This window comes from Bacillus cereus group sp. MYBK14-1, from assembly GCF_051916885.1.
GTDB lineage: Bacteria > Bacillota > Bacilli > Bacillales > Bacillaceae_G > Bacillus_A > Bacillus_A cereus.
The window spans coordinates 104,419-126,655 of the sequence record NZ_JBQAHM010000003.1 but is presented as its reverse complement, the minus strand read 5'-3'; the positions used below and the strand labels follow the sequence as shown (position 1 = coordinate 126,655).

The window sequence follows — 22,237 nt, the reverse complement described above, 5'->3', positions numbered from 1 at the left end:
AATGGAATTATTAGCAAAAACGAGAAAATTAAATGCGTTATTACAGAGCGCAGCAGGGAAGCCTGTAAACTTTAGAGAAATGTCTGACACAATGTGTGAAGTAATCGAAGCAAACGTATTCGTAGTTAGCCGTCGTGGTAAATTACTAGGTTATGCAATTCACCAACAAATCGAAAACGAACGCATGAAGCAAATGCTTGCAGAACGTCAATTCCCAGAAGAATATACACAAAGCTTATTCAACATTACAGAAACATCTTCAAACTTAGATGTGAACAGTGCTTACACAGCATTCCCAGTAGAAAACAGAGAATTATTCGGTCAAGGTTTAACTACAATCGTACCAATCGTTGGTGGCGGTGAGCGTCTAGGTACATTAGTATTAGCTCGTCTTGGTCAAGAGTTCTTAGATGATGATTTAATCCTTGCTGAGTACAGCTCAACTGTTGTAGGTATGGAAATCTTACGTGAAAAAGCAGAAGAAATCGAAGAGGAAGCGCGTAGTAAAGCTGTTGTTCAAATGGCAATCAGCTCATTATCTTACAGTGAGTTAGAAGCAATTGAGCATATCTTCGAAGAATTAAATGGAACAGAAGGTTTACTTGTTGCAAGTAAAATTGCTGATCGCGTAGGAATTACTCGCTCTGTAATCGTAAATGCACTACGTAAATTAGAAAGTGCTGGTGTTATTGAGTCCCGCTCTTTAGGTATGAAAGGAACATACATTAAAGTGCTAAACGACAAGTTTCTACAAGAACTTGCTAAATTAAAAACAAACTAATTTATAAAAAACTCTCCTCAATTGAGGAGAGTTTTTTTGTGCAATGGATAGAAGATGCTTGTGAAAAGTGTCATAAGCGTGTTTTCTGGGAAAACTATTAATTGTATTTACTTTTTTGCTTAAAAGAAAAGAAGGTTGGTAATACTAGAATTCGAGTATGAACAAAGAAAGTTTTACATTGTTCGCATTTTCGACTTGATTGTAATATTTCAGTATGATATAGTAAGCAGTGGTGTCAGTACAAAGTACACACGTTTACTGATTTAAGTGTTGGTGCTACGTTTGTAGTTTCGCTTAGAGATGAAGTAAACGGAGGATATCAAAAACCATTTAGGAGGAACTATATTATGTCAGTAATTTCTATGAAGCAATTGCTTGAAGCTGGTGTTCATTTCGGACATCAAACTCGTCGTTGGAACCCAAAAATGAAGCGTTACATTTTCACAGAGCGTAACGGTATCTACATCATCGACTTACAAAAAACTGTGAAAAAAGTTGAGGAAGCTTACAGAACGATGCGCGACATCGCTGCTGAAGGCGGAGACATCTTATTCGTAGGTACTAAAAAACAAGCACAAGAAGCTATTAAAGAAGAAGCAACTCGTGCTGGTATGTACTTCGTTAACCAACGTTGGTTAGGTGGAACTTTAACAAACTTCCAAACAATCCAAAAGCGTATCAAGCGTCTTAAAGACATCGAAAGAATGCAAGAAGATGGTACTTTCGAAGTACTTCCTAAGAAAGAAGTTGTTCAACTTAAAAAAGAGTTAGAGCGTCTTGAGAAATTCTTAGGCGGTATTAAAGATATGAAAGGTCTTCCAAGTGCATTATTCGTAGTAGACCCTCGTAAAGAGCGTATTGCAGTTGCTGAAGCACGCAAATTACACATTCCAATCATCGGTATCGTTGATACAAACTGTGATCCAGACGAAATCGATCACGTTATCCCAGCAAACGATGATGCAATTCGTGCTGTAAAACTTCTTACATCTAAAATGGCAGACGCGATCCTTGAAGCAAAACAAGGTGAAGAAACTGTTACTGCGTAACAAAGTTGGAAAGGTGATAAGGGGTTCGGCCTTTTATCACCTTTTTTAAGGTATAAACACCTTTATAAAAGGTATAAATACATATTTTAGGAGGATGAAAAGTATGGCAATCACTGCTCAAATGGTAAAAGAATTACGTGAAAAAACTGGCGCAGGTATGATGGACTGCAAAAAAGCTTTAACAGAAACTAATGGCGACATGGAGAAGGCAATTGACTTCTTACGTGAAAAAGGTATTGCGAAAGCTGCTAAAAAAGCAGACCGCATTGCTGCTGAAGGTTTAACTTTCATCGAAACAAACGGTAACGACGCTTTAATCTTAGAATTAAACTCTGAAACTGATTTCGTTGCGAAAAACGAAGGTTTCCAAACACTAATTAAAGAATTAGCTGCTCACTTATTAACTAACAAACCAGCTAACGTTGAAGAAGCTATGGCTCAAACAATGGAAAACGGTAAAAAAGTTGAAGAGCACATCAACGAAGCAATCGCTAAAATTGGTGAAAAACTTACACTTCGTCGTTTCGAAATCGTATCAAAAACTGATGCAGATGCATTCGGCGCTTACCTACACATGGGTGGACGCATTGGTGTATTAACAGTTCTTGAAGGTTCTACTGATGAAGCTGCTGCTAAAGATGTTGCAATGCACATCGCTGCAGTTAACCCTAAATACATCGACCGCGATGCTGTAACAGCTGAAGAAGTTGAGCATGAGCGTCAAGTATTAACACAACAAGCATTAAACGAAGGCAAGCCTGAGAAAATCGTTGCGAAAATGGTTGAAGGCCGTCTAGGCAAATTCTTCGAAGAGATTTGCTTACTTGACCAAGCATTCGTTAAAAACCCTGATATGAAAGTTCGTCAGTTCGTTGAGTCTAAAGGCGGAACATTAAAAGGATTCGTTCGCTACGCTGTTGGTGAAGGTATCGAAAAACGCGAAGACAACTTTGCTGAAGAAGTAATGAACCAAGTAAAAGGTAGTAACTAATACAGATTAGGGAACACATTGTGTTCCCTTTTTTAAAATAAAGATGTAAGCAATTGGAGGTTCATTATGAGTAAACCGAAATATAATCGTGTCGTTTTAAAGCTAAGTGGAGAAGCTTTAGCTGGAGAGCAAGGATTTGGAATTAACCCAACTGTTATTAAGTCAGTTGCGGAACAAGTAAAAGAAATTGCAGAACTTGATGTAGAGGTTGCTGTTGTTGTTGGTGGCGGTAACATTTGGCGTGGAAAAATTGGAAGTGAAATGGGCATGGATCGTGCAGGGGCAGATTACATGGGCATGTTAGCGACAGTTATGAATTCATTAGCTCTTCAAGATAGCTTGGAGAATATCGGAATTCAAACTCGTGTACAAACTTCAATTGAGATGCGTCAAGTTGCAGAACCTTACATTCGTCGTAAAGCAGTTCGTCACTTAGAGAAAAAACGTGTTGTTATCTTTGCAGCAGGTACAGGTAACCCATACTTCTCTACAGATACAACAGCAGCATTACGTGCGGCAGAAATTGAAGCAGATGTAATTTTAATGGCGAAAAACAATGTAGATGGTGTATATAATGCGGATCCATCTATTGATCCAACAGCTACAAAATACGAAACGCTTACTTACTTAGATGTATTAAAAGAAGGTTTAGGTGTAATGGATTCTACAGCTTCTTCTCTATGTATGGATAATGATATTCCACTAATTGTATTCTCAGTTATGGAAAAAGGTAATATTAAACGTGCCGTTTTAGGCGAAAATATCGGAACAGTGGTAAGGGGGAAATAAATATGGGACAACAAGTATTGAAGTCTTCAAATGAAAAAATGGAAAAAGCAGTTGCTGCTTATTCTCGTGAATTAGCAACAGTTCGTGCTGGCCGTGCAAACGCGTCTGTATTAGATAAGGTACAAGTTGATTACTATGGTGCACCAACACCAGTTGTGCAATTAGCGAACATTACAGTTCCAGAAGCGCGTTTACTAGTAATTCAACCTTATGATAAAACTTCTATCGGTGATATTGAAAAAGCAATTTTAAAAGCAGATTTAGGCTTAAACCCTTCTAATGATGGAACTGTAATTCGTATTGCATTCCCTGCACTAACAGAAGAGCGTCGTCGTGATCTTGTAAAAGTTGTGAAAAAATATGCTGAAGAAGCAAAAGTTGCTGTTCGTAACGTACGTCGTGACGGAAATGATGATCTTAAGAAGCTTGAAAAAGCTGGCGAGATTACAGAAGATGATTTAAGAGGATATACTGAAGATATCCAAAAAGAAACAGATAAATATATTGCAAAAGTTGACGAAATCGCAAAAAACAAAGAAAAAGAAATCATGGAAGTGTAATAGCGATAACTTCGCAAATATGACCCTCTTCTTAAGGGGGTCTTTTTACACTTTTAGGCATACGTCTGCTTGCTGGAGGGTATGAATGATGTTTAAAAACTTTCCTTTTTTTAAAGGTAAAAAGGACACATCGTTTGATCATCTCGTTGAAGAAGTGAAAAAAGGATATATCCCAGAACATATTGCCATCATTATGGATGGGAATGGAAGATGGGCAAAGAGGAGAGCAATGCCTCGTATTGCGGGACATCATGAAGGTATGCAAGTTGTAAAGAAAATTACAAAATTTGCAAGTAAACTTAATGTGAAAGTGTTAACTCTCTATGCTTTTTCAACTGAGAACTGGAAAAGACCGAAAAAGGAAGTTGATTATTTAATGAAGCTTCCAGAAGAATTTCTAGGTACATTTTTACCAGAATTGATTGAAGAAAACGTACAAGTCCGAGTAATAGGGCAAAAAGATCGTCTTCCTACGCATACACGCAGAGCGATGGAGAAAGCCATGGAAGATACGAAAGAGAATACGGGATTAATTCTTAATTTCGCGTTAAACTATGGAAGTCGAGATGAAATCGTTTCTGCTGTGCAACATATGATGAAAGATAATGAGGAAGGAAAAATTCGTTCTGAAGAGGTAAGTGAAGAAATGCTTTCCTCCTACTTAATGACGAGTTCTTTACCTGATCCAGAGTTGTTAATCCGAACAAGCGGAGAGCTACGTATTAGTAATTTCATGTTATGGCAAATTGCATATTCGGAGTTTTGGTTTACAGACGTGTATTGGCCAGACTTCAAAGAAGAACATTTGCTAAATGCGATTACTGACTTTCAACATAGAGGGCGCAGATTCGGAGGCGTGTAGAAAGAGAGGGTTTGATAGTGAAACAGAGAATTATTACTGGAGTGGTTGCTGCCGCGCTATTCATTCCCATCGTAATATACGGTGGCGTGCCTTTTACGGTTTTAGTGTATGCACTTGCTTCTATAGGTTTATATGAATTAATTCGTATGAATAAGCTTACGCTTATTTCAGTACCGACAGTTTTAGCTGCAGTATTATTGTGGATTCTTTTAATTCCAAGTAGTGCATCAGAACTGTTTACATGGATTGGATTAGGTAAATTGGAAATCACATTTGTGATTGTTTTATTACTTTTATCATATACAGTCCTTTCTAAGAATACATTTACTTTTGATAATGCTTCATTTTTACTGATGGCAACGACATATGTGGCAATGGGATTCTTATATTTAAATGAAACGAGAATATTAGGAATTAAATATGTATTTTGCGCATTATTTGTTATATGGGCTACTGATTCAGGCGCATATTTCGTAGGAAAAGCATTGGGCAAGAGAAAATTGTGGCCAGAAATTAGTCCGAATAAAACGATTGAAGGTTCATTAGGCGGTATCGTTTGTGGAATTATTGTGGCACTTGTTTACAACGTGTTCTTCCCAGTCGAATCGAATGTAGTAATTTTAATTGTGCTGACAATTATCATTTCTATTTTTGGACAAATTGGTGATTTAGTACAATCTGCTTTTAAACGTCATTATGGCGTAAAGGATTCAGGTACAATTTTACCTGGGCATGGTGGTATATTAGACCGAACAGATAGTTGGTTATTCGTTTTACCAATTCTCTACTTCTTATTACAATACAATTAATAAATGAACGAGGGGTTGGAGTCATGAAAAACATTAGTTTATTAGGTGCAAGCGGATCAATTGGTACACAAACTTTAGATGTATTACGCTCGCACCCAGACCAATTCCGTCTCGTTGCTTTTTCTGTAGGGAAAAATATTGACTACGCAGTAAAGGTAATTCAAGAATTTTCTCCGCAAATCGTCTCTGTGCAAAGAGAGGAAGATGTTTTAAAATTACAATCTGTTTCTGGTAATACAAAAATTGTATATGGTAGTGAAGGACTTTTAGAAGTAGCATTACATCCAGATGCGGAGATTCTAGTAAATGCTGTTGTAGGTAGCGTAGGGTTGTTACCAACACTTCGTGCAATTGAGGCGAAAAAAACAATTGGAATTGCAAATAAAGAAACGTTAGTAACTGCAGGACATCTTGTAATTGAAGCAGCACGAAAACATAATGTTTCGTTACTTCCAGTAGATAGTGAACATTCGGCTATTTTTCAGTGCTTGAATGGTGAAAATGAAAAAAGAATTTCTCGTCTTATTATAACGGCTTCTGGTGGAAGTTTCCGTGATAAAACGAGGGATGAATTGCATCATGTGACCGTAGAAGATGCGCTTCGACATCCAAACTGGTCAATGGGTTCGAAAATTACAATTGATTCTGCTACAATGATGAATAAGGGACTAGAAGTAATTGAAGCACATTGGCTTTTTGGTATCCCTTATGAGCAAATCGATGTTGTTTTACATAAAGAAAGTATTATCCATTCTATGGTTGAATTTGAAGATCGTAGTGTAATGGCGCAGCTTGGTTCACCTGATATGCGAGTACCAATTCAATACGCACTTACATATCCTGATAGATTGCCTCTTTCAGACACAAAACAGTTAAACTTATGGGAAATAGGGACGTTGCATTTTGAGAAAATGGACCAAGAACGATTCCGTTGTTTACGTTTTGCGTATGAAGCTGGAAAAGCAGGTGGAAGTATGCCAGCTGTAATGAACGCAGCGAATGAAGTAGCTGTTGAAGCCTTTTTACAAAAGAGAATTGGTTTCTTAACAGTGGAAGACCTCATTGAAAAAGCAATGAACCATCACAATGTCATTGCACGACCGAGCTTAGAGGAAATTTTGGAAATTGATGCGGCCACAAGACGGTTTGTGATGGAACAAATTTAGCAAAGGTGGTTATGGAATTGAATACAGCGATTGCCTTTATATTAATTTTCGGTGCACTCGTATTTTTCCATGAGCTAGGGCATCTATATTTCGCAAAAAGAGCAGGTATTTTATGCCGCGAGTTTGCGATTGGTTTTGGTCCGAAAATATTCTCATTTGAAAAGAATGAAACGGTGTATACGATTCGATTACTGCCCCTTGGTGGCTATGTAAGAATGGCCGGCGAGGATGCGGACACAGTTGAGTTAAAGCCTGGGAAAAAGGTTGGCCTTGTATTAAATGAAAAAGACGAAGTTGTGAAATTAGTTTTTGATGGATATGAAAAGTATCCAAATGTTCGTGTTATTGAAGTCGAACAAGCTGATTTGGAGCATAATTTAACAATTTCGGGCTATGAAGAGTACGAGGAAGAGCTTCAAACATTCCGAGTGAATGAAAAGGCTCGTATTATTACTGCGGGGGAAGAAATTCAAATTGCTCCGTATAATAGACAATTTGGCTCGAAAAAACTAGGGCAACGCGCTTTAACAATCTTTGCGGGTCCTGCAATGAACTTCATTTTAGCATTTGTTATTTTTGTGATTCTTGGATTTGTACAAGGGGTTCCTATTGACAAACCAATGGTCGGAAAAGTGATGGATAACAGTGCAGCACAGCAAGCTGGATTGAAAGAGAATGATACAATTCAAGCTATTGATGGGAAAAACACAAGTACATGGAAAGATGTTGTTACTATTGTACGTGAAAACCCAAATAAAGAAATTACGTTACAAGTAAAGCGTGATAATGAACAGTTTAATGTGAAAGTAACGCCAACACTCGATAAAGAAGGAAAAGACGAAGTTGGTAGAATCGGTGTGTATTCTCCTGTAGAGAAAACAGTAATGGGTTCTATTAAATCAGGATTTGAACAAACGTACCAATGGACGAAACTAATTTTTGAATCTCTTGTTAAATTAGTAACTGGTCAATTTTCTATTAATGAGTTATCAGGTCCAGTAGGAATTTATAATCTAACAGATCAAGTTGTAGATTATGGGTTTACGCGTGTACTAAGTTTAGCTGCAGTTCTAAGCATTAATCTTGGTTTATTTAATTTATTACCAGTTCCTGCTTTAGATGGTGGCCGTTTATTCTTCTTCTTAATTGAAGCGTTACGAGGGAAACCAATTGATCGCCAAAAAGAAGGAATGGTTCACTTTATTGGTTTTGCATTATTAATGTTACTTATGTTAGTTGTAACTTGGAATGACATTCGTAAGTTTTTCTTGTAAAATAAAGTGAAACTTATAATGAAATAGAGCTCGTAGAATAAAATCCCTCACCTAACTCGAGGTGAGGGGTTTTACTGCGTGTAAGAGTAAAATGAAGAGGTGCAAATAAATGAAACAAAGTATGGTATTCAGTCCTACATTACGTGAAGTTCCAGCTGATGCTGAAATTAAGAGTCATCAGCTATTACTTCGTGCAGGTTTTATGCGTCAAAATGCTTCTGGTATTTATAGCTTTCTACCATTTGGATTAAAAGTATTACACAAAGTAGAACGTATCGTTCGAGAAGAAATGGAGCGCGCAGGAGCTGTAGAATTATTAATGCCAGCTATGCAAGCTGCGGAATTGTGGCAAGAATCAGGTCGTTGGTATTCTTACGGATCTGAATTAATGCGTATGAAAGATCGTAATGCTCGTGAATTCGCATTAGGAGCGACACATGAGGAAGTAATTACGGATCTTGTGCGTGATGAAGTGAAATCATATAAAAAATTACCGTTAACATTATACCAAATTCAAACAAAATTCCGTGATGAGCAAAGACCTCGTTTCGGCTTATTACGTGGAAGAGAGTTTCTAATGAAAGATGCATACTCTTTCCATGCTACACAAGAGAGCTTAGATGAAGTATACGATCGTTTATATAAAGCATACTCTAACATTTTTGCTCGCTGTGGCTTGAATTTCCGTGCAGTTATTGCTGATTCTGGAGCAATGGGCGGAAAAGATACACATGAATTTATGGTATTATCTGATGTTGGTGAAGATACAATTGCATACTCTGACACATCTGATTATGCAGCAAACATCGAAATGGCTCCTGTTGTAGCTACGTATACGAAGAGTGACGAAGCAGAAAAAGCACTTGAAAAAGTAGCAACACCAGACCAAAAAGCGATTGAAGAAGTATCTGCATTCTTAAACATTGCAGCTGACAAGTGCATTAAGTCTATGGTGTTTAAAGTAGATGAGAAATTAGTAGTGGTACTTGTTCGTGGTGATCACGAAGTAAACGATGTGAAAGTGAAAAATGTATACGGCGCTTCAGTTGTTGAGCTTGCTTCTCATGAAGAAGTAAAAGCATTATTAAATTGTGAAGTTGGTTCATTAGGACCGATTAATGTAACAGGTGATATCGAAATTATTGCTGATCATGCTGTAGCATCAATTGTTAACGGATGTTCAGGAGCGAATGAAGAAGGATTCCATTATGTAAATGTAAATCCAGAACGTGACTTTAAAGTAAGTCAATATACAGATTTACGCTTCATCCAAGAAGGAGACCAATCTCCAGATGGAAACGGAACAATTCTTTTTGCACGCGGAATTGAAGTTGGTCATGTATTCAAATTAGGAACTCGTTATAGTGAAGCAATGAACGCAACATTCCTAGATGAAAACGGAAAAACACAACCACTTATTATGGGTTGTTACGGTATCGGTGTATCTCGTACAGTGGCAGCAATTGCAGAGCAGTTTAACGATGAGAACGGCTTAGTTTGGCCAAAAGCTGTAGCACCGTTCCATGTGCATGTAATTCCAGTAAATATGAAATCGGATGCACAACGTGAAATGGGTGAAAATATCTACAACTCATTACAAGAACAAGGCTATGAAGTGTTATTAGACGATCGTGCAGAACGTGCAGGTGTTAAATTTGCAGATGCAGATTTATTCGGTCTTCCAGTTCGTGTTACAGTTGGTAAAAAAGCAGACGAAGGTATTGTAGAAGTGAAAGTACGTGCTACAGGTGAGTCTGAAGAAGTAAAAGTAGAAGAACTTCAAACATATATTGCAAATATTTTAAAATAAGAAGAGGTACCTCGTAATGGGGTACCTTCTCTTTCTTTGTAAACGTATTTTGTAAAAGAAGAGGTGAGAAATCTTTCTTTGTGGTACGTTTCAATTTATAATAGCAAATGGAAGGAGAGTGCTTATGTCTTTAACAAATGAACAACAAGAGCGATTTCAAATTTTGCTCCAGCAGTTGCAAATACCAGACGACCTTATAAATCAATATTTACAAGGCGGTGGTATTGAAAGGCTCGTTATTGATAAAGCGAATAAAAGTTGGCGTTTTGATTTACAAGTGCCACGTATTTTGCCTACAGAATTATATGAATTGCTAGAAACAAAGCTTAAGCAATCATTTTCTCATATTGCAAGAACAACATTTGCATTAGAAACAGAGAATAAACAATTTACAGAAGAAGAAGTGAGGGCGTATTGGCCGCTTTGTACGGAACGAATTACATTTTCACCTATGTTCGCATACTTAAAGAAGCAGCTTCCGCAGGTGAATGGAGTGAAGTTGCTAATAAATGTGAATAACGAGCTGGAGTCTACTGCTTTAAAGAAAAACGTTGCGAAACCAGTAGGGGATCAATACGAAGTTTTTGGATTCCCGCGTTTTCAGTTAGACACACATATACAGCAAAATACAGAAGAAATGCAAAAGTTTCGTGAACAAACGCAGCAAGAAGACCGCGAGCGTGTTATACAAGCTATGGAAGAAATGGCGAAGAAGCAAGCTGAAGAAAGCAGCGTTGTGTATGAAGGACCGATTACACTCGGGTATCTTATTAAGCCAGATGAAGAGATTACACCGATGCGAGAAATTCAAGATGAAGAAAGAAGAAAAACGGTTCAAGGATATGTCTTCCATGTAGAAACAAAAGAGCTTCGTAGTGGACGTACGTTATTAACTTTAAAAATAACGGATTATACGGATTCTATTATGATCAAAATGTTCTCGCGTGACAAAGAAGATATTCCAATGCTGCAATCCTTGAAAAAAGGAATGTGGGTGAAAGCGCGTGGTTCTGTTCAAAACGATACATTCGTTCGAGATTTAGTAATGATTGCAAATGATATTAATGAAATAACAGGACCGTCTCGTAAAGATAAAGCACCAGAAGGCGAAAAACGAGTAGAGCTGCATCTCCATACTCCGATGAGTCAAATGGACGCTGTCACTCCAGTTTCTAAGCTTGTTGCTCAAGCTGGTAAATGGGGACATGAGGCTATTGCGGTTACAGACCATGCCGTGGCTCAGTCTTTCCCAGAGGCGTATTCTGCGGGGAAGAAGGCTGGAGTTAAAGTTATATATGGTGTAGAAGCAAATCTAGTTAATGATGGTGTACCGATAGCATATAACGAAGCGCATCGTTTACTTGCAGAGGAAACGTATGTTGTTTTCGACGTTGAGACGACAGGTTTATCAGCTGTATACGATACAGTTATTGAGTTGGCTGCTGTAAAAGTAAAGGGTGGCGAAATTATTGACCGCTTTGAATCTTTTGCAAATCCGCATCAACCATTATCGGCGACGATCATTGAATTAACAGGTATTACAGATGATATGTTAACTGATGCACCTGAAGTGGACGAAGTGTTTAAAAAGTTTGAGGAATGGATGGGCGACCATACACTTGTTGCCCATAACGCGAGCTTTGATATGGGCTTTATTAACGTAGGTTTTAAAAAGGCTGGACTAGAAAAAACGAATAACCCCGTTATTGATACGTTAGAACTTGCACGATTCTTATTCCCAGAAATGAAAAATCATCGATTAAATACGATGTGTAAAAAACTTGATATTGAATTAACACAACATCACCGTGCGATTTATGATACAGAAGCGACGGGATATTTACTTGTGAAAATGTTGAAAGACGTAATTGAAAAGGGATTTGAATATCACGATCAATTAAATGATAGCATGGGACAAGGGGATGCGTATAAGCGTGGCCGTCCAAGTCATATGACGTTACTTGCCACATCAGATGTTGGATTGAAAAATTTATATAAACTTGTTTCATATTCTCACCTTAATTACTTTTACCGTGTACCACGTGTGCCGAGGTCACTATTAAAAAAATACCGTGAAGGAATTTTAGTAGGAACGGCTTGTGATAAAGGTGAAGTGTTCGAGGCAATGATGCAAAAGGCACCTGAAGAGGTAGAAGAAATTGCCCAGTTCTATGATTACATTGAAGTAATGCCTCCAGAGGTGTTGCGTCATTTAGTAGAACGTGAACTTGTTCGAGACGAAGGTCAATTAAAAACAATTATTTCTAACTTAGTAAAACTAGGTGAGACGTTAGATAAACCAGTTGTTGCTACAGGAAACGTGCATTATTTAGACCCTGAGGATGCAATGTATCGTAAAATTTTAGTCAGTTCGCAGGGCGGAGCCAATCCGTTAAATCGACATTCATTACCGCCAGTACATTTCCGGACAACTGATGAAATGTTAGAATGTTTTTCATTCTTAGGTGAAGACAAAGCGAAAGAAGTTGTTGTAACAAATACACAAAAGATTGCGTCATTAATTGGTGATGTGCATCCAGTAAAAGACGATCTATACACACCGAAAATTGAAGGTGCTGATGATGAAACGCGTGATATGAGTTATAAAATGGCGCGTAGCATTTATGGTGAAGAGCTACCGGAAATTGTAGAAGCACGTTTAGAAAAAGAATTAAAAAGTATTATTGGGCATGGATTCGCCGTAATTTATTTAATTTCACATAAGCTTGTGAAAAAATCGTTAGTAGACGGATATCTAGTAGGTTCGCGTGGATCGGTAGGATCATCATTTGTTGCAACGATGATGGAAATTACAGAAGTAAACCCATTACCACCACACTATGTATGTCCGAAGTGTAAGCAATCAGAATTCTTTAATGATGGTTCTGTAGGCTCTGGTTTTGACTTACCAGATAAAGAATGTCCTGCTTGTAATATTCCATATGTAAAAGATGGACATGACATTCCGTTCGAAACATTCCTTGGATTTAAAGGAGATAAGGTACCCGATATCGATTTGAACTTCTCCGGGGAATACCAACCACGTGCCCATAACTATACGAAAGTACTGTTCGGTGAAGACTATGTATATCGTGCGGGAACGATTGGTACAGTTGCGGAAAAAACTGCTTACGGATATGTAAAAGGTTATGCAAATGATCATAACTTAACGATTCGAAATGCAGAGATTGATCGCTTAGTAGCAGGGTGTACCGGTGTAAAACGTACAACAGGACAGCATCCAGGCGGTATTATCGTTGTGCCAGATTACATGGATATCTTTGATTTCTCACCAATACAGTATCCAGCTGATTCAATTGGTGCTGAATGGAGAACAACGCATTTTGATTTCCACTCGATTCATGATAATTTATTGAAACTTGATATACTAGGACACGATGATCCGACCGTTATTCGTATGTTACAAGATTTAAGTGGTATTGATCCGAAAACAATCCCAACGGATGATCCAGAAGTAATGAAAATTTTCTCTGGTCCAGAATCGTTAGGGGTAACGGAAGAACAAATTAACTGTAAAACAGGTACACTTGGTATACCAGAGTTTGGTACAAAATTCGTAAGACAGATGTTAGAAGAGACAAAACCGACGACATTCTCAGAGTTAGTCCAAATTTCTGGACTATCACATGGTACCGACGTATGGCTTGGTAATGCAAACGAGTTAATTTATAACGGTACATGTACGCTGAGCGAAGTTATCGGTTGTCGTGATGACATCATGGTATATTTAATCTATCAAGGTCTAGATCCATCATTAGCCTTCAAAATCATGGAGTCGGTTCGTAAAGGTAAAGGTGTACCGGAAGAATGGGAAGAAGACATGAAAAATAATAATGTACCAGGTTGGTATATTGATTCATGTAAGAAGATTAAATACATGTTCCCTAAAGCCCATGCGGCTGCTTACGTACTTATGGCTGTACGTATCGCATACTTTAAAGTACATTTTGCACTGTTATTCTATGCCGCATATTTTACAGTTCGTGCAGATGATTTTGATGTAGAGGCAATGGCGAAAGGTTCAGCATCTATACGTGCAAGAATTGATGAAATTGCTCAAAAGGGACTCGATGCTGCGCCGAAAGAGAAGAGTTTATTAACAGTACTAGAAATGACACTTGAAATGTGTGAGCGTGGATACTCATTCCAAAAGGTGGATTTATACCGCTCACATGCAACAGAATTTATTATTGATGGAGATACATTAATCCCTCCATTTAATGCAGTACCTGGTCTTGGCACAAACGCAGCTTTAAGTATTGTAGAAGCACGTAAAAATGGAGACTTCTTATCAAAAGAAGACTTGCAACAGCGAAGTAAGGTTTCGAAAACAATTATTGAGTATTTAGATAGCCAAGGTTGTTTAGGAGACTTACCAGATCAAAACCAGTTATCACTGTTCTAGTAGGTAGGAAAAGTCTTTGCAAATCAACATTTCCTATGATATACTATTAACCGAGATAACCATGTCATGTATATTGTGTAAAGAAAAGAGTGGGGAAACCCACTCTTTCGTGTTACTATCTATGTTTTATCTACGTAGATAGGTAAAAGATTTCTGTCGTATATACATATTTTGTTACAAGTTTTACTTCTTAAATTTGGTAATACTAAGACAGATAATCCCTGCTGAACAGCAGGGGCTTTTGTTAGCTAACGAGAAAGAATAAGATAGACCGTTTTTAAATTGGCGGGGTCTTCTTCTTTTAAATGGTACATGACGGCAGGAAGGAGGCTGTTTATGGATAAGAAAGTCACAGAAGTTGTAGAAGCATTTGCGCAGCCGATCGTTGAAGAGTTAAATCTTGAACTTGTAGATGTAGAGTATGTGAAAGAAGGACAAGACTGGTTCTTACGCGTATTCATCGATTCTGAAAAGGGAGTCGACATTGAAGAATGCGGAGCGGTAAGTGAACGTTTAAGCGAAGCTTTAGATAAAGAGGACCCAATTCCTCATCTTTACTTTTTGGATGTATCATCTCCTGGAGCGGAACGCCCATTAAAGAAAGAAAAAGACTTCCAGCAAGCGGTAGGAAAACAAGTGGCAATTAAAACATATGAGCCGATTGATGGTGAAAAGATGTTTGAAGGAAAACTGCTTTCTTACGATGGTACAACAATAACATTATTATTAACAATTAAAACACGTAAAAAAGAAATCCAAATTTCGATGGATAAAGTCGCAAATGCGCGACTTGCTGTTACGTTTTAGTTAGAAGGGGGATCTTCATGAGCACTGAGTTATTAGATGCTTTGCTCGTATTAGAATCTGAAAAAGGCATTAGCAAAGACATTATTATTGATGCGATTGAAGCAGCTTTAATCTCTGCTTATAAGCGCAATTTTAATCAAGCACAAAACGTTCGTGTGAGCTTTAACCCAGAAGTGGGAACAATTCAAGTTTTAGCACGTAAAGACGTAGTAGACAATGTGTTTGATCCACGTCTTGAAATTTCTGTAGAGGAAGCAAGACAAATTAATCCAAACTACCAAGATGGTGACGTACTAGAAATTGAAGTAACACCAAAAGATTTTGGTCGTATTGCAGCACAAACTGCAAAACAAGTTGTAACACAACGAGTGCGTGAAGCAGAGCGCGGTGTTATTTACTCTGAGTTTAGTGATCGTGAAGAAGATATTATGGTAGGTATTGTACAACGTCAAGATGCTCGTTTCATCTATGTAAGCTTAGGAAAAGTAGAAGCTTTATTACCTGTAAGTGAGCAAATGCCTAATGAGCAATACAAACCACATGATCGTATTCGCGTATTCATTACGAAAGTAGAAAAAACGACAAAAGGACCACAAATTTACGTATCACGTACACATCCTGGTCTTTTAAAACGTTTATTCGAAATGGAAGTTCCTGAAATCTATGATGGAACTGTAGAAATTCGTTCTGTAGCACGTGAAGCTGGCGATCGCTCTAAGATCTCTGTATATGCAGAGAACACTGATGTTGATCCAGTTGGTTCTTGTGTAGGACCAAAAGGGCAACGTGTACAACGCATTGTAGACGAATTAAAAGGTGAAAAAATTGACATCGTTCGCTGGTCAAATGATCCAGTTGAATATGTTGCAAATGCATTAAGCCCATCACAAGTTGTTAAAGTACTTGTAGATGAAGAAGAAAAAGCGACAACAGTAGTTGTTCCAGACCACCAGCTATCATTAGCTATCGGTAAGCGTGGACAAAATGCACGTCTTGCAGCTAAATTAACAGGCTGGAAAATTGACATTAAGAGTGAGTCTGATGCGAAACAACTGGGTATTGTAACAGAAGAAGATAGCGTAATCGCATTTGGATTCGATTCAGTGGAAGACGAAATCGAATAGAGGTGATGAGTATGAGCAATCGAAAAGTTCCGTTACGAAAATGTGTTGCAACGCAAGAAATGAAATCAAAACGAGAGCTCGTTCGCATTGTTCGTTCCAAAGAGGGAGAAGTGTCCATTGATTTAACTGGGAAAAAATCAGGACGAGGTGCTTACTTGTCGAAGGACAAGGAGAGCATTCTTCAAGCTCAAAAGAAAAATGTTTTGGAACATCATCTAAAAGCGAAAATCGACGGTTCTTTATATGAAGAGCTTCTTGAGCTTGTTGAGAAGGAGTCGAAATAAGTGTCCGATTGGAAATCGTTTTTAGGACTAGCAAACCGGGCTCGGAAAATTATTTCGGGTGAAGAACTCGTTTTAAAAGAAGTACGAAGTGGCAAAGCAAAACTTGTATTGCTATCTGAAGATGCGTCAGTAAATACTACAAAACGCATCACAGATAAAACTACGTACTACAACGTACCAATGAGAAAGGTCGAAAATCGACAACAATTAGGGCATGCGATTGGGAGAGATGAGCGAGTCGTTGTAGCTGTGTTAGATGAAGGCTTTGCGAAAAAGCTGCGTAGCATGCTCGATACAAATTACCGGGGGTGAAGGTATGAGTAAAATTCGAGTGCATGAATATGCAAAAAAACATAATATCTCAAGTAAAGATCTTATGACAAAACTAAAAGAAATGAATATCGAGGTTTCGAATCATATGACAATGTTAGACGATGAAGTAGTAAATAAATTAGATAATGAATATCAAACTGAAAAACCTTCTGTTGCAGATGAGTTTGAAGTAGAAGAAAAAGTTGTTCGCAGTAAAAAGAACAGCAATAAGAAAAAGAAAAAAGGCAAAGGAAACGAAGACAAACGTCAAGAGAACTTTGCTGGTAGACAACAAACTCAAATTGTAGAAACACCAGATAAAATTACTTTCTCTGGAAGCCTTACAGTAGGAGATCTTGCTAAAAAATTAAGCAAAGAGCCATCTGAAATTATTAAGAAGCTCTTCATGCTTGGAATTATGGCAACAATTAACCAAGACTTGGATAAAGATACAATTGAGTTAATTGCTAACGACTACGGTATTGAAGTAGAAGAAGAAGTAATTGTGAGCGAGACTGAGTTTGAAACATTCATTGATGAGCAAGATGATGAAGAGAACTTAAAAGAACGTCCAGCTGTAGTTACAATCATGGGACACGTTGACCACGGTAAAACAACATTACTGGATTCTATTCGTAACTCAAAAGTAACTGCAGGCGAAGCGGGTGGAATTACTCAGCATATCGGTGCATATCAAGTTGAAGTAAACGATAAGAAGATTACATTCTTAGATACACCTGGTCACGCAGCATTTACAACGATGCGTGCTCGTGGTGCACAAGTAACGGATATTACAATCCTTGTTGTTGCAGCGGATGACGGTGTTATGCCACAAACGGTTGAAGCAATTAACCATGCGAAGGCAGCAGGAGTACCAATTATTGTTGCTGTGAATAAAATGGATAAACCAGCTGCAAACCCTGATCGCGTAATGCAAGAACTAACAGAATATGAATTAGTTCCAGAAGCTTGGGGCGGAGATACTATTTTCGTACCAATTTCTGCAATTCAAGGCGAAGGCATTGACAACTTACTAGAAATGATCCTTCTTGTAAGTGAAGTAGAAGAATACAAAGCAAATCCAAACCGCTATGCAACTGGTACAGTAATCGAAGCACAGCTTGATAAAGGTAAAGGAACTATCGCGACATTACTTGTTCAAAACGGTACGCTTCGAGTTGGAGATCCAATCGTTGTTGGAACTTCATTCGGACGTGTTCGTGCAATGGTAAGTGATATTGGTCGTCGTGTAAAAGTTGCTGGTCCATCAACTCCTGTTGAAATTACTGGTTTAAACGAAGTACCACAGGCTGGAGATCGTTTCATGGCATTCGCTGATGAGAAGAAAGCTCGTCAAATTGGTGAATCACGTGCACAAGAAGCGTTAGTTGCACAACGTGGTGAGAAATCTAAATTAAGCCTTGAAGATTTATTCCAACAAATCCAAGAGGGCGATGTAAAAGAAATTAACTTAATCGTAAAAGCAGACGTACAAGGTTCTGTTGAAGCGATGGCAGCATCACTTCGTAAAATTGATGTTGAAGGCGTAAAAGTTAAAATCATTCACACTGGTGTAGGTGCGATTACAGAATCTGATATCATTTTAGCTTCTGCATCTAATGCAATTGTAATTGGATTTAACGTACGTCCAGATGTGAACGCGAAGCGTACAGCTGAATTAGAGAACGTTGATATTCGTTTACACCGTATTATTTATAAAGTAATCGAAGAGATTGAAGCAGCGATGCAAGGTATGCTTGATCCAGAATTCGAAGAAAAAGTAATCGGTCAAGCAGAAGTTCGTCAAACGTTTAAAGTAACAAAAGTTGGAACAATCGCAGGTTGTTATGTAACAGACGGTAAAATTACGCGTGATAGTGGCGTACGTATTATCCGTGACGGCGTAGTAATTTTCGAAGGACAACTTGATACGTTAAAACGTTTCAAAGACGACGTAAAAGAAGTTGCACAAAACTATGAGTGTGGTATTACAATTGAGAGATATAATGATCTTAAAGAAGGGGACATCATTGAAGCGTACATTATGGAAGAAGTGAAGCGATGATTATCGCTTCACTCTCATTCGAGTGTATGATTTACGATGTGCATTCTTTAAAAGAGAAACGTGCAATTTTACAACGTGTGTTAACTCGTGTGAAACAGCGCTATAATGTAGCTGTTTCTGAAGTTGGGCACCAAGATGTATGGCAACGTACAGAAATTGCAATTGTTTCCGTATCCTCAAATCGTGTTATCTGTGAAAAAGAAATGAATCGTGTACTTGAGTACATCGATTCATTTCCTGAAATTGAACGTACAATAACACATTTGGAATGGTATTGAATGAGGTGAAGAGTTATGAAATTACGTGCGAACCGTGTGGGCGAGCAAATGAAAAAAGAATTAGGCGATATTATCAGTCGTAAAATCAAAGACCCACGTATTGGATTTGTTACAGTAACAGATGTACAAGTGAGTGGTGATTTACAAATTGCTAAAGTATATATTTCTGTTTTAGGTGACGAAGAACAGAAAGAAAATACTTTAAAAGGTTTAGCGAAGGCAAAAGGCTTTATTCGTTCAGAAATTGGCCAACGTATTCGTCTTCGTAAAACACCGGAAATTACCTTTGAGTTTGATGAGTCTATCGGATATGGTCATCGAATTGATACACTTTTACATGAAATTAATAAAGACGGTAAACGTGAAGAATAATGGATAGACATTTGTCTATCCATTTTTTCAATGCAAAATAAGTTTTGGATATTTAATACGAAAGAATTATGATGAGGTGAACATATATGGAAGGTGTAGTATTATTACATAAGCCAAAAGGCATGACATCACATGATTGTGTATTTAAATTAAGAAAGATATTGCGAGAAAAGAGAATTGGTCATACGGGAACATTAGATCCAGATGTAACAGGAGTATTACCAATTTGCGTTGGAAGAGCAACGAAAATTGCACAATTTTTAACAAGTGAAACGAAAACATATGAAGGTGAAGTAACATTAGGGTTTTCAACGACAACTGAAGACGCTTCTGGTGAGGTTGTTGAAACGAAAAATGTAGATCGTACTATTACTCGTATGGAAGTAGAGAAAGTCCTTGCGGAATTAACAGGCACGATTGAACAAATGCCACCAATGTTCTCGGCTGTAAAAGTAAACGGGAAAAAATTATATGAATATGCAAGAGCAGGACAAGAGGTGGAACGTCCAGTTCGTACAATTACAATTCATGAATTCGTATTACTTGATGATCGTGAAGTTTTTGAAGGAGAAAATATTTCATTCCGTTTCCGTGTAACGTGTAGTAAAGGAACATATGTAAGAACGTTAGCTGTAATGATCGGGGAGAAACTTGGTTTCCCATCACATATGTCTCACCTTGTAAGAACGGCATCTGGTGAATTTTTATTAGAAGATTGCATATCATTTGAAGAAATTGAAGAAAACGTGCAAAATGGAACAGTAGAGTCTATCTTCATTTCAATTGATGAAGCATTAAGTAAGTTTCCAAAAATGGTTGTAGATGAAAAGCAAGCAGAGAAAATAAAGAATGGTATGTTCTTAAAGAATGAATTAGAAATAACAGCACCATTTATTACAGTGTTTGATAAAAATGATCGTTGCTTAGCAATTTATGAACATCATCCGAAACATCCTGGCATGTTAAAGCCGATGAAAGTACTTGTGAATAATCAAGAACTAAAGCTATAATGAATTATTGGAAGGATTATTACAGAAAAAGGTGAATTCAAGCGTGAAACTTATTCATTTAACTCATCCACATGAACAAAATAAATTAGAATTACCACCTACTGTAATGGCATTAGGATTTTTTGATGGCATTCATTTAGGACATCAATGTGTAATTCGAACTGCGAAAAAAATAGCGGACGAACGAGGATATAAAAGTGCAGTTATGACATTTCATCCTCATCCATCTGTTGTTTTAGGGAAAAAGGATGCGCATGTGGAGTATATTACACCAATGCGTGATAAAGAAAAAATAGTCGAAAGCTTAGGAATCGATATATTATATGTGATTAAATTTGATGAATCATTTGCAGGGTTATTACCGCAACAATTTGTAGATGATTATATTATTGGTTTAAATGTAAAGCATGTAGTAGCAGGGTTTGATTATTCATATGGACGTTTAGGAAAAGGAAAGATGGAGACTTTACCATTTCATGCAAGAGGGGAGTTTACACAGACTGTGATTGAAAAAGTTGAATTTCAAGAAGAGAAAGTAAGTTCTACAGCATTACGAAAGTTAATTCGAAATGGCGAAATGGAGCAAATTCCATCTATTTTAGGTAGAGCCTATACTGTAGCGGGAACAGTTATACACGGCGACAAACGTGGGCGTCAAATTGGTTTCCCGACAGCTAATGTAGGTTTAAGTGATGAGTATTTATTGCCACCTGTAGGTGTTTATGCAGTGAGATTAAAAGTTCACGATGAATGGTACGATGGTGTATGTAATATTGGATATAAACCGACTTTTAAAGAAGATGAGCGTCAATTATCAATTGAAGTGCACTTATTTGAATTTAACAAAGATATATACGATCAAAATGTTACAGTAGAGTGGCATATGCGTATAAGAGCAGAAAAGAAATTCAACGGTATTGATGAGTTAGTTGAACAAATCGCAAAAGATAAGAAAACAGCACAAGAATATTTTATGAGCGAAAAGAATATACTTGCTTTTTCAAATGAAAAGTAGTATTCTATGTTATGTACTTTATGACAACCATTGCTTGGCATTGCGACTCACCGACGCTTGCTAGGTAATTGGGGGTTTAATTAATAGGAGGTGAAATAGGATGGCTTTAACACAAGAACGTAAAAATGAAATCATTGCACAATTTAGAACTCATGAGACTGATACTGGTTCTCCAGAGGTTCAAATTGCTGTCCTAACGGAGCAAATTAACACTCTAAACGAGCACTTACGTACTCACAAGAAAGATCATCATTCACGTCGTGGTCTATTAAAGATGGTTGGTAAACGTCGTAACTTACTAACTTACCTTCGTAATAGCGATATCACACGTTACCGTGAATTAATCACAAAGCTTGGCTTACGTCGATAGTCAAAGAAGCGGGAATATTCCCGCTTTTTTGTTAGGTAAAAATATATCTTCTACGCTTTATAGCTTACTTAATTTTAGGCAAT

Annotated in this window: 21 protein-coding genes; all 21 read left to right on the top strand. The window is 37.6% G+C overall.

Going from position 1 to position 22,237, the window contains the following annotated elements; all coding sequences use genetic code 11:
* Window position 1: 1 nt before the first annotated feature.
* Window positions 2-781, top strand: a complete 780-nt coding sequence (codY, locus tag ACTFR3_RS10215; protein ID WP_000421290.1) for a GTP-sensing pleiotropic transcriptional regulator CodY — start codon at window positions 2-4, stop codon at window positions 779-781.
* A gap of 347 nt (window positions 782-1,128) precedes the next feature.
* On the top strand, window positions 1,129-1,830 hold the full coding sequence (rpsB, locus tag ACTFR3_RS10210) for a 30S ribosomal protein S2 (RefSeq protein ID WP_000111485.1): 702 nt from the start codon (window positions 1,129-1,131) through the stop codon (window positions 1,828-1,830).
* A 103-nt stretch (window positions 1,831-1,933) separates the two neighbouring features.
* On the top strand, window positions 1,934-2,821 hold the full coding sequence (tsf, locus tag ACTFR3_RS10205; protein ID WP_001018578.1) for a translation elongation factor Ts: 888 nt from the start codon (window positions 1,934-1,936) through the stop codon (window positions 2,819-2,821).
* Between the two features lie 66 nt (window positions 2,822-2,887).
* Window positions 2,888-3,610: a UMP kinase gene (gene pyrH / locus ACTFR3_RS10200; protein ID WP_000042668.1), complete on the top strand. Its 723-nt coding sequence runs from the start codon at window positions 2,888-2,890 to the stop codon at window positions 3,608-3,610.
* Window positions 3,611-3,612: 2 nt separating this feature from the next.
* A complete protein-coding gene (gene frr / locus ACTFR3_RS10195) occupies window positions 3,613-4,170 on the top strand; it encodes a ribosome recycling factor (protein ID WP_000531501.1) in 558 nt (185 codons plus the stop codon).
* Window positions 4,171-4,255: 85 nt separating this feature from the next.
* Window positions 4,256-5,032: an isoprenyl transferase gene (gene uppS / locus ACTFR3_RS10190; RefSeq protein WP_000971296.1), complete on the top strand. Its 777-nt coding sequence runs from the start codon at window positions 4,256-4,258 to the stop codon at window positions 5,030-5,032.
* Between the two features lie 17 nt (window positions 5,033-5,049).
* Window positions 5,050-5,841: a phosphatidate cytidylyltransferase gene (cdsA, locus tag ACTFR3_RS10185; protein WP_000813592.1), complete on the top strand. Its 792-nt coding sequence runs from the start codon at window positions 5,050-5,052 to the stop codon at window positions 5,839-5,841.
* 23 nt (window positions 5,842-5,864) lie between these two features.
* Window positions 5,865-7,007, top strand: coding sequence for a 1-deoxy-D-xylulose-5-phosphate reductoisomerase (gene dxr, locus ACTFR3_RS10180; protein ID WP_440044398.1), 1,143 nt, complete (start codon window positions 5,865-5,867; stop codon window positions 7,005-7,007).
* A 17-nt stretch (window positions 7,008-7,024) separates the two neighbouring features.
* Entirely contained in the window at window positions 7,025-8,281 is a 1,257-nt protein-coding gene (gene rseP / locus ACTFR3_RS10175; RefSeq protein WP_001090243.1) for an RIP metalloprotease RseP, read from the top strand.
* Window positions 8,282-8,390: 109 nt separating this feature from the next.
* Complete coding sequence (locus ACTFR3_RS10170) at window positions 8,391-10,091, top strand: proline--tRNA ligase (RefSeq protein ID WP_000814299.1); 1,701 nt, start codon at window positions 8,391-8,393, stop codon at window positions 10,089-10,091.
* A gap of 124 nt (window positions 10,092-10,215) precedes the next feature.
* The gene (locus tag ACTFR3_RS10165) at window positions 10,216-14,517 is read left to right on the top strand and encodes a PolC-type DNA polymerase III (RefSeq protein WP_440044397.1); all 4,302 of its coding nucleotides are present in this window, start codon (window positions 10,216-10,218) and stop codon (window positions 14,515-14,517) included.
* A gap of 336 nt (window positions 14,518-14,853) precedes the next feature.
* Window positions 14,854-15,324, top strand: coding sequence for a ribosome maturation factor RimP (rimP, locus tag ACTFR3_RS10160; RefSeq protein ID WP_000359096.1), 471 nt, complete (start codon window positions 14,854-14,856; stop codon window positions 15,322-15,324).
* Between the two features lie 17 nt (window positions 15,325-15,341).
* Window positions 15,342-16,448 (top strand): transcription termination factor NusA, encoded by a 1,107-nt coding sequence (nusA, locus tag ACTFR3_RS10155; RefSeq protein ID WP_000102604.1) that lies wholly within the window; start codon window positions 15,342-15,344, stop codon window positions 16,446-16,448.
* Window positions 16,449-16,459: 11 nt separating this feature from the next.
* Entirely contained in the window at window positions 16,460-16,732 is a 273-nt protein-coding gene (gene rnpM / locus ACTFR3_RS10150) for an RNase P modulator RnpM (protein WP_000071127.1), read from the top strand.
* Window positions 16,733-17,044 carry a YlxQ family RNA-binding protein gene (locus tag ACTFR3_RS10145; protein ID WP_001286523.1) on the top strand — a complete coding sequence of 104 codons (312 nt, stop codon included), beginning with the start codon at window positions 16,733-16,735 and terminating at the stop codon, window positions 17,042-17,044. It begins immediately after the preceding gene.
* A 4-nt stretch (window positions 17,045-17,048) separates the two neighbouring features.
* Window positions 17,049-19,109, top strand: a complete 2,061-nt coding sequence (infB, locus tag ACTFR3_RS10140; RefSeq protein ID WP_000036343.1) for a translation initiation factor IF-2 — start codon at window positions 17,049-17,051, stop codon at window positions 19,107-19,109.
* Window positions 19,106-19,387 (top strand): DUF503 domain-containing protein, encoded by a 282-nt coding sequence (locus ACTFR3_RS10135; RefSeq protein ID WP_000582363.1) that lies wholly within the window; start codon window positions 19,106-19,108, stop codon window positions 19,385-19,387. The genes infB and ACTFR3_RS10135 overlap by 4 nt, the downstream gene beginning before the upstream one ends.
* A gap of 15 nt (window positions 19,388-19,402) precedes the next feature.
* Window positions 19,403-19,759, top strand: a complete 357-nt coding sequence (gene rbfA, locus ACTFR3_RS10130) for a 30S ribosome-binding factor RbfA (RefSeq protein WP_000776437.1) — start codon at window positions 19,403-19,405, stop codon at window positions 19,757-19,759.
* A gap of 86 nt (window positions 19,760-19,845) precedes the next feature.
* A complete protein-coding gene (gene truB / locus ACTFR3_RS10125) occupies window positions 19,846-20,769 on the top strand; it encodes a tRNA pseudouridine(55) synthase TruB (RefSeq protein WP_000399352.1) in 924 nt (307 codons plus the stop codon).
* Window positions 20,770-20,812: 43 nt separating this feature from the next.
* Window positions 20,813-21,784, top strand: coding sequence for a bifunctional riboflavin kinase/FAD synthetase (gene ribF / locus ACTFR3_RS10120; protein ID WP_000766706.1), 972 nt, complete (start codon window positions 20,813-20,815; stop codon window positions 21,782-21,784).
* A 100-nt stretch (window positions 21,785-21,884) separates the two neighbouring features.
* Entirely contained in the window at window positions 21,885-22,154 is a 270-nt protein-coding gene (gene rpsO, locus ACTFR3_RS10115; protein WP_001229392.1) for a 30S ribosomal protein S15, read from the top strand.
* Window positions 22,155-22,237 lie beyond the last annotated feature (83 nt).